The organism is Bacillus salacetis, assembly GCF_003581585.1.
GTDB lineage: Bacteria > Bacillota > Bacilli > Bacillales > Bacillaceae_B > Rossellomorea > Rossellomorea salacetis.
In genome coordinates this window covers 24,070-32,516 of the sequence record NZ_QXIR01000046.1, presented here as the reverse complement: position 1 = coordinate 32,516, position 8,447 = coordinate 24,070, and the positions used below count along the sequence as shown (strand labels likewise).

At 43.2% G+C, this 8,447-nt stretch carries 8 protein-coding genes; 2 read left to right on the top strand and 6 right to left on the bottom strand.

The genetic code is table 11. The features are described from left to right. Window positions 1–102: 102 nt before the first annotated feature. From D3H55_RS22105 to D3H55_RS22080, 6 genes are all read right to left on the bottom strand, one after another. Window positions 103–678, bottom strand: coding sequence for a general stress protein (locus D3H55_RS22105; RefSeq protein ID WP_119549486.1), 576 nt, complete (start codon window positions 676–678; stop codon window positions 103–105). Between the two features lie 137 nt (window positions 679–815). Then, complete coding sequence (locus tag D3H55_RS22100; RefSeq protein WP_119549485.1) at window positions 816–2,045, bottom strand: aminopeptidase; 1,230 nt, start codon at window positions 2,043–2,045, stop codon at window positions 816–818. A gap of 195 nt (window positions 2,046–2,240) precedes the next feature. Further along, window positions 2,241–3,434 (bottom strand): MFS transporter, encoded by a 1,194-nt coding sequence (locus D3H55_RS22095; protein WP_119549484.1) that lies wholly within the window; start codon window positions 3,432–3,434, stop codon window positions 2,241–2,243. Between the two features lie 375 nt (window positions 3,435–3,809). Continuing rightward, window positions 3,810–5,447: a hypothetical protein gene (locus D3H55_RS22090; RefSeq protein WP_119549483.1), complete on the bottom strand. Its 1,638-nt coding sequence runs from the start codon at window positions 5,445–5,447 to the stop codon at window positions 3,810–3,812. Window positions 5,448–5,449: 2 nt separating this feature from the next. Continuing rightward, window positions 5,450–6,241, bottom strand: a complete 792-nt coding sequence (locus tag D3H55_RS22085) for an ABC transporter ATP-binding protein (protein WP_119549482.1) — start codon at window positions 6,239–6,241, stop codon at window positions 5,450–5,452. 99 nt (window positions 6,242–6,340) lie between these two features. After that, complete coding sequence (locus D3H55_RS22080) at window positions 6,341–6,592, bottom strand: sigma-G-dependent sporulation-specific acid-soluble spore protein CsgA (protein ID WP_119549481.1); 252 nt, start codon at window positions 6,590–6,592, stop codon at window positions 6,341–6,343. A gap of 293 nt (window positions 6,593–6,885) precedes the next feature. On the opposite strand from D3H55_RS22080, the gene D3H55_RS22075 reads away from it, so the two are divergent. Continuing rightward, on the top strand, window positions 6,886–7,542 hold the full coding sequence (locus D3H55_RS22075) for a nucleoside deaminase (RefSeq protein WP_240628749.1): 657 nt from the start codon (window positions 6,886–6,888) through the stop codon (window positions 7,540–7,542). Between the two features lie 115 nt (window positions 7,543–7,657). After that, the gene (locus D3H55_RS22070; RefSeq protein WP_119549480.1) at window positions 7,658–8,380 is read left to right on the top strand and encodes a DUF421 domain-containing protein; all 723 of its coding nucleotides are present in this window, start codon (window positions 7,658–7,660) and stop codon (window positions 8,378–8,380) included. Window positions 8,381–8,447 lie beyond the last annotated feature (67 nt).

Below are 8,447 nucleotides of genomic sequence, written 5' to 3'. Positions count from 1 at the left end.
TAGCCGGACCGGCGGGAAGGCTGCTCTTTGTCTTCCTGACAGGCCCCTAGACGGGCTGTAATAACAAAACCCCCGGCAGGATCTGCCGGGGGTTTCAACCTTTTATAAGTTTGTATTATCTGTATTATTTACTCGTACACGTTCCGGATAGGAATGAGTATTTAAAGAATTGTTTTCTGAGAAGTGTCCATAGACCCTATCTCGGCGATCCTCATCTGCATCAACCAATACGACGATGTGGCCTTTGTTCAGATGGTCTTCATATTCCGTGGCATGTTCTTCAGGGATCCCCGCCCCTGTAAGAGCACCAACCAGTCCGCCTCCGCCTGCGCCTATTGCGGCACCGCTGAGTGCTGTCGCGAGAGGGCCTGCCGCTGCTAACACTCCGATTCCGGGAATCGTCAATAAGCCGACTTCAGCAATGATACCTGCGATACCTCCCAGGACACCGCCCGTTCCGGCACCGATACCAAAACCTTTTCCTGCGTTTTTGCCTCTGCCGCTTTCGCTTTCGGTAACATGGCTGTTTGTTTCATGTTCAATGCTTTTAATATCGTCATTATCCTTTGCAAAAATCGAAATGTCTTCTTTGGAGTAACCTAAATCATGGAGCGCTTCAATCGCACGGACTGCTTCTTCCTGGTTTCTGAATACACCGCCTATAATTGTCTTGTTCACTAATATCCCTCCTCAAAAGATTGCTTTCACTAATTTTCATTCCCTTCATCAGCCAAGTTAAACGTCTTTTTTCATTAATGGAAGCCAAATGGAAAAAACAAAAAAAGCAGAGAAAGGCAATTCCCCTGCTTTTTCATTCAAAATGCCCAATTCCCATTCCTGAAAATCGCTTCCTTTGAACCATCTTTATAAATCCCTTCTATATCCATTTTATCCGACCCAATCATAAAGTCCTCATGGACGATGCTGTCATTAAGCCCTGCGGACTTTCTTTCTTCCTCCGAAAGGTTCTGGCCGCCCTCATAGCAGGTTGGATAAGAGGAACCTATCGCTAGATGATTGGAAGCATTTTCATCAAATAGTGTATTGAAGAACAAGATACCCGTTTCGGAAATAGGCGATTTATGCGGGACGAGAGCCGCTTCGCCTAAATAGCTTGCTCCATCATCCGTCTCCAGGATCTTATCCAATAATTCTTGCCCCGCCTCAGCTTCGGCTTTAATGATTTTTCCTTCTTCAAAGGTAAGCTTGAAGTTCTCGATGACGTTCCCCTGGTAGGCGAGTGGTTTTGTACTGGTGACATGCCCATTCACTCCATTTTTGAGAGGGACCGTATACACTTCTTCTGTCGGCATATTAGCTATGAATATTGTTCCTTGTTTATTGGTGGAGCTTCCAGTCAGCCATAGATGCTTTTCCGGCAGCTCTATCGTTAAATCTGTTCCCGGGGCTGTGTAATGAAGCTTCCAAAAATGCTTTTCATTTAACTCTTCAGCTTTTGACTGCAGGGCATCTATATGTTTTTTCCATTCTCCAACCGGATCTTCCTCGTTTATCCTTACCGCTTCGAAAATCGTGGTCCACAAAGCAGGCATCCGTTCTTCCTCAGGCAGATCTGAAAACACCTTATCAGCCCACTTTTGTGAAGGGATGGCAATGATCGACCAGCTGATGAGGTCCGTTTCGATGGCATCGTAAAAGCTTTCAAGCGCATTGCCCTTTGCTTTTTCAAAAGCCAGCAGCCTCTTTGGAGGAATTCCTTTTAATAAATCGGGATCATCAGCTTCGATTTGCAAGAAGGCTCCCTCTTTTTCAGCAACCTCATCAAATGCCCCGGCCAGCCATGACGGAAACTGTTCAAAAGCAGTATCAGGGGCAAGTTCATAATGAGTCCTCTTAACTTCTTCATCGTACCATTGAACGTGCACATCACCAGCTCCTGCCAAATAAGCCTGTTTAACGACCTTCCTGACAAAATGCTCTGTTCCGGTCGCTGCTGAAATCCACAAAAACTGTCCTTTTTGAATATTAACGCCTGCTTTCACAGCAAGTTCTGCATACTTTTCCAGGTTACGCTCAAAGTCCATCCATAATCCTCCGTTCGCTTCTTTACTATTTAGATATTTCTATATTCTGCATTTCTTGTGAAATAACCTACCCAACACCATACTCTTTTCCACAACATAACATCAAGTATATAGCCTTCTTCACCACCTTAAAGCACAAAAAGGGACAGTCCCCTATAGCGCGTTAGTTAAAGCACTGAAGACTGTCCCCTCTCATTATGCTGATGTTGATACTTGTGTTTGCTGCTGCAGTTTCCTGCCTCTGGCTTCTTTAATAGTCAAAACCATGGCAATCAACAGGAAGGCACTTGAAATTTGAAATAGAGTCCCTGTTTCCACAAACTGAGCCAAGACTCCAAAGACCAATCCGCTCAGTCCGATGCCAAGATCAATGGATGAGAAGAACATTCCATTTGCCACACCCCTGCGGTTTGCCGGGGTTTTGGACAGCACCCATGATTGAAGTGTCGGAATCAAAGAACCGAATCCTACACCGAACAGAACTCCCGCAATGATGATTAACAGGTTGGAGTGCGCGAATGATAAGACCCACATCCCCACAAACGTTACGGCAGTGCAGAATAGCACCAAGCCGATCGGCCCTTTCTCATCAAACCACTTTCCGGCAATTGGACGGGAAAGCGAAGCCATGATGGCATTAAATAAGTAGAAAAGGAAAATTTGATCGATCCCGCGCTCTTCACCAAAAATGACAATGAAGGTCACAATCGAACCATAACCGAATGTAGCAATAACCGTGATGAGTGCAGGATAAATGCTCGATTTCTCCACAAGTGAGCCGAAATAAGAAAATTTCAATTCCTCTTTCTTAGTCTCCTTTACTGACTGAGGAGTCTGGTAATGAACCACACTAAGCAGTATAAGGGCGATGATCCCAAGCACTGCTGAAATATAAATCAAATTTGAAAAGGAAGTAACCTGGAACAAGAAGATCCCCAGACTCGGGGCAACGATCATTCCAATCGTAATGGACAATCCATAGTAACCCATCCCTTCACCAAGCCTGGAATTGGGAACCACATCAACCGCCGCTGTTCCATTGACAGTCGTTGACCACCCCCAGGCAAGGCCATGTACAAAACGGAATAAAAGGAAGATCACTACAATTTGCGACAGCGGATAGATGAACGTGATCAGCAGAAGCGACAAAGCTCCAATCAATACAAGCGGCTTCCTCGTTTTATATTCCAGCATAAAGCCGATAAACGGCCTGCTTAATACTGCCCCGATGGAAAATAATGTTGTCACAAGCCCTATCTCCAACCCCGACGCTCCAAGGGATTTAATATATGGAGGCAAGGTCGGTATCAACATTTGAAAGGACATGAACACAAACAAGTTACCAATCATCAGCATAATGAATGATTTGGTCCATAATGTTTCTTTCACCTTTAGTACCTCCTGGTATGCCTTGATTCAGGCAGTTTTAGACAAAGGCTCTTTTCGCATATATTGTTGCTTGCGGAAAAATCCCAGGTGTCGGATTTTTCCCCTGTATACAAAGGTTTTACTCTCGAAAAAGAACGAGCAGCTCTTTTCTTTCTTTCTCACCGGGGTTTTTACGACCATATAGTTGAAATTTGTATTGAATAGCAACAAAGTTTACGAAAAGAGCCTAGACAAAATAAAAACAACCTTCCCGCAAGAAGATCATTTCTTCATCATAATAATATTTCGGATTACTAAATAATAGCACAGGTTCCTTGAAAAAGGAACATGAAAAAAGAACCTTCTGCCCCATAAATCCGGCAGAAGGTTCCATCATTACTTTAAATCTTCCCACGTTGTTTTAAAAGAATACTTCCATGAAATAAGTACCGCCATCGATAACAGCACTAAGTATATATAGGTGCCATAATTGAAAAGAGTGAAAAGGAAGTGAACCCCCAGAAACAATCCAATCAACAGAAGAAAAGGAATGATCTTCCATCCGTCACTTTCCTGGACAGCTTCAAAGGAATGCGAAAAGGGCAGTGTTCCTTTTATCAGGACAAATCCGATAATTGTATAAAGAATCCCGCTCAAAAGAATGATGAAGATATCTTCCACAATCCGGATACCGAATAAGAAAATGAAAATAATACTGAGCAGTATATAGATAGGAAGGAACAGCCTTACAATCAAGGCTTTGATCGTTCCAGTATAAAGATTTCGCAGTTCCTGTACCGGAGCAGTTCTATAAAGCCAGGCCCCCTTGAATTTGCCTGAATACTTCAGCATCATCATGATATTAGGAATCATCAGCACTGAAAAGTACAGTGATAAATACCATTTGCTCTCCCTTATGCCTTCAAATGTACCAAACTGAAGTTGATTGAAGATGAAGATGAAAGGAAAAATCAAGGAAAATCCCAGTGCCGGGTAGACTTTAAGCTTAAAATCCCTTTCCGTCTTCATCATCGACCGTGCAAACCTGTAAAAAGCCCGCTCTTCACTATTCCTGCAAACAATCCCTGCTTCCCAATTGAAATATCTTTGTTTGGTTTTCTTGTCCTTGCCGCTGTGGCTGGACAGCTTCTGCAGGTTCTGTTCAAAGGCAGGCATCATTTTTGAATAAATGAACAGCGCTGCGACCGGTACAGCAAAAGCCAGTATGGTAAACGCTATAATGTATGCTCCGCCCCTTCCTTCCAGAAACAGTTGAAAAGGTGCTGCAAACCAGACCGGCGGTATCAGGAATTGCCACCACGCCGGATTGAATACCATATCCAACTCGACCAGTTCGAACGACCTGGCCACGAATTGATACCCGACCGCCAGTCCAATCGAAAGGCCAATCTGTACATAGTTAATGATATCCTTTAATTTTTCCCCATCGAAAAATCTTAATATCGTAAAATATAATATGGCAGTCAAAACGACTATCAGGAAATCCATCAGAATGATTTCCCCTAAAAACAGCAAAGCGAACAGTGGTCCATGTGAAAAAATACTCACAGCAAGCGGAATTGCTGCAATAGCCGCTGTCAAAAAGAAAAGGTATATGCAAATATGTAATGTTTTGGCCAGACTGATCGTCCTTTTATCCAGAGGCTTCGTATGAAGGATGTTCCGGTCCCTGACATCCAGCAAAACGGAAGAAAAATCGGAAATCATCGAAGTCATGATGATAAACATCAATACTCCAAAAGTCAGGCTCATTTGAAAAAGATAACTGTTTCCCATAAGCATGATCGGGACAAGAAACAGACCATATAACGCATAAATCCATAAAGATTTAATAAAGCGATTATTATCCTCTTTCTGCTTTTTGCTGGACTGATTAAAAATCGTCGGAACCCGTCTTCCATCCATTGTCAGCTTCACTTGCAGTATTCTTCGAAGTATCCTGTAATCGATTCCCTGCTTAGTGAATATCCATTGAAAAAAGTCCAAAAACCGCAGTGTACGAAATTCCTTCATCCTTACACCCCGCCTTTGACAATTTCAACAAACCGCTCAGCAATCTGGCCATGCTCATTGAAACCGGTCAACTCATTGAAAATCTGCTCCAGTGTACCTTCCATATTCTGTCCTTTCAATTCGTTGAAAGTCCCATCAGCAACAATGCGGCCATTGTGGAGCAGGATGATCCTGCTGCTGATTTTTTCGACCACATCCATGATATGGGAGGAATAAAATATCGTCTTCCCTTCAGCTGCCAGCTTAGCGAGGATTTCCTTGAAAATCATTACACTATTGGCATCCAGCCCATTGATCGGCTCATCGAAGAATAAGAGTTCAGGATCATGAAGCAGGCTTGAGATGATCAGCACCTTCTGTTTCATCCCTTTAGAATATGAAGAAATTTTCGAATGAAAGACATTTTTCATTCCAAATATATTCATCAATTTATATGCTTTATCCGATGCTTCCTGTGCGGACATACCATACAGCTCGCCGACGAACGTCATATACTCGCTTGCTGTCAGGTTGTCATATATCTCCGCAATTTCGGGGACATAGCCAATCTTTCTCTTATAATCTATATCACTATCAGACACTTTTTCTCCAAAAATCTCAATCTCACCGGTGCCGGCACTTTCCAGTCCAAGCAATATCTTTACCGTCGTGCTTTTCCCCGCACCATTAGGGCCGATATAGCCGATGATCTGCCCTTTCTGGACCTCCAAATCGATACCCTTCAGGACATGGTTCCCCCCGTAGCTCTTCTCCAGACCTTTGATTGATAAAACCGTCTCCCCTTGTACTTCCATAACATCACCTTCATTTTTTTAACCTAATTGTAACATATTGGATTAGGTGACAGTCACTTCCCGGAAATTGTCGAAAAAAAAGAGGCACTGCGCCTCTTTTTAATAAAGCAGTTCATAAACCTCATTTAACTGATATCCCCGTTCCAGGTCTCCTGCTTCGTTTGCATGATTGATTTCATTATCAAGGATGTTTTCAAGTGAGCGGACTTCTTCCTCACTGAGGGCCCTTACAAATGCATCCTCCGACGGATAGTGGCCATGTTCAATCTTTTCGTAGATCTCTCTCATCATTCTATTTTCTTCTGTGTAATTGGAAAGGACTTCTCGCAAGTAAGCCAGATTCTGATCCATGACGATTCCTCCTGTGTATACTGCATTTCATACAGTTAGGATGACTAAAAACGAATGAAATATGCAGACTGCAGACCGGATTAGTACACAAGGAGAAGTTTCGACAAATCTCGGGGCGTGCCTGTCACCAGACCCCGGTGAGCAGGAAAGAAAAGAGCTGCTCGTGTTTTTTCGAGAGTAAAACTTGGAATACTGGGAATAATTCCGCACCTGGGATATTTCCGAAAGCAACGATATATGCGAAGATAGCTTATATAATGAAGGATTGGACAACAGAGATTGGAGAGTGAATCATGATGTGGGAGAGTTTGCCTGAACAATGGAAAAAATGTTTTGAAGAAGCCTGGACTGCTTATTGCAGCGGCTCTTTTCCAATCGGAGCAGCCATTACCGATGAAAACGGGGAAGTCATTTCAACTGGAAGAAACAAGGTTTATGAAAAAAATTATGAAGAGGGTCAGGTATGCAGCAACAAAATCGCTCATGCAGAAATCAATGCCATTTTGAAAATCGATAATCTGGAAACAAACAAAAACAGAAAGAAATACAGTATTTACTCTACGATGGAGCCATGTGCCCTCTGTTTTGGGGCCATCGTGATGTCAGGCATAAAAAACATTCATTTCGCTGCAGGTGACGGGCTGGCAGGTGCCACCAATCTTATAAAAGCCAATGATTATATAGCAGGAAAGAAAATGGCAGTCAATGGACCGATCACTGACATGGAAATTGTGCAGCTGGTTTTGAAAACCGATTTTGTCCTGAGAAGAGGACATGACACCGAAAGGATCATCGCTCCATGGAAAAGGAATTGCCCTATAGGAGTGGCAATCGGGGAAAACTGGTTTGCCAAGCGGAAACTCCAGGAAGCCAAACATACCGGGAAGCCATTTGGGGATATCTTTGATGAACTTATTATAGAGGCAAGAGCAAGAGTACATACCACCTGACCAGATTGAGGTGTTTTCATCTTTTTCCCGACATAACGCCACCTTCCGTATAATCTTACCTCTCTAGGAAAAATTATTGGTATCCAGACAAAAGCATACGGGAGGCTCTACTCGGATGGAATTTTTTCAAGAAACCCTTATTGTTCTTGGCAGGATCATCACCATTTTGCCCCTGCTTTTATTCATCACAATCTATATGGGGAAACGGGCAATCGGAGAACTGCCCATCTTTGATTTCCTCATCATCTTGACCCTTGGTTCGGTGGCAGGTGCTGATATCGCCGACCCGAGTGTCCAGCATTTTCACACGGGAGCGGCCATTATAGCCATCGGTCTTTTGCAGAAGGCAGTTTCCAAGTTAAAAATTAAGAACAGAAAAATTGGCAGGCTGCTGACATTTGAACCCACGATAGTCATCCAGGATGGTAAACTGATCCGCCAGAATTTAAAAAGCATTCAATACTCTATTGATAACATTCTGCAAATGCTGAGGGAGAAAGGCATCTTTGACCTTGATGATGTTGAAACAGGCATCATTGAATCAAACGGGTCCCTCAGTGTCTATAAAAATGCTGAAAAACGGGCTGCTACTTCAGGGGATCTTGGCATCTCTCACCGTTCACACGGTATTTGCGTTCCTGTCATCATGGAAGGAACGATTTATGAAAAAGTGCTCCAGCAATATAATGTGAACCAGCAATGGCTCAAACAAAAGCTGCAGGAAAAGGGAGTTAACAACTCAAATGACGTCTTCTATGCCTCCATCAATAAAAATCTTGATCTTCATATTTCATTAAAGAATGAACTCCCTGCTGGTACTCCGTCACTTTACCATTAACCTAGCAGCAAAATACTTTACCGCTTTAAAGCAGCCGGGGACAGTCCCCGGCTGCTTTAAAGCGGTA

Bases quoted from the DNA above. Each gene is read 5' to 3' on its own strand.
- D3H55_RS22075 (WP_240628749.1), top strand. From the start codon at position 6,886: ATGATGTGGGAGAGTTTGCCTGAACAATGGAAAAAATGTTTTGAAGAA.
- D3H55_RS22100 (WP_119549485.1), bottom strand. From the start codon at position 2,045: ATGGACTTTGAGCGTAACCTGGAAAAGTATGCAGAACTTGCTGTGAAA.
- D3H55_RS22070 (WP_119549480.1), top strand. From the start codon at position 7,658: ATGGAATTTTTTCAAGAAACCCTTATTGTTCTTGGCAGGATCATCACC.
- D3H55_RS22090 (WP_119549483.1), bottom strand. From the start codon at position 5,447: ATGAAGGAATTTCGTACACTGCGGTTTTTGGACTTTTTTCAATGGATA.
- D3H55_RS22080 (WP_119549481.1), bottom strand. From the start codon at position 6,592: ATGGATCAGAATCTGGCTTACTTGCGAGAAGTCCTTTCCAATTACACA.
- D3H55_RS22085 (WP_119549482.1), bottom strand. From the start codon at position 6,241: ATGGAAGTACAAGGGGAGACGGTTTTATCAATCAAAGGTCTGGAGAAG.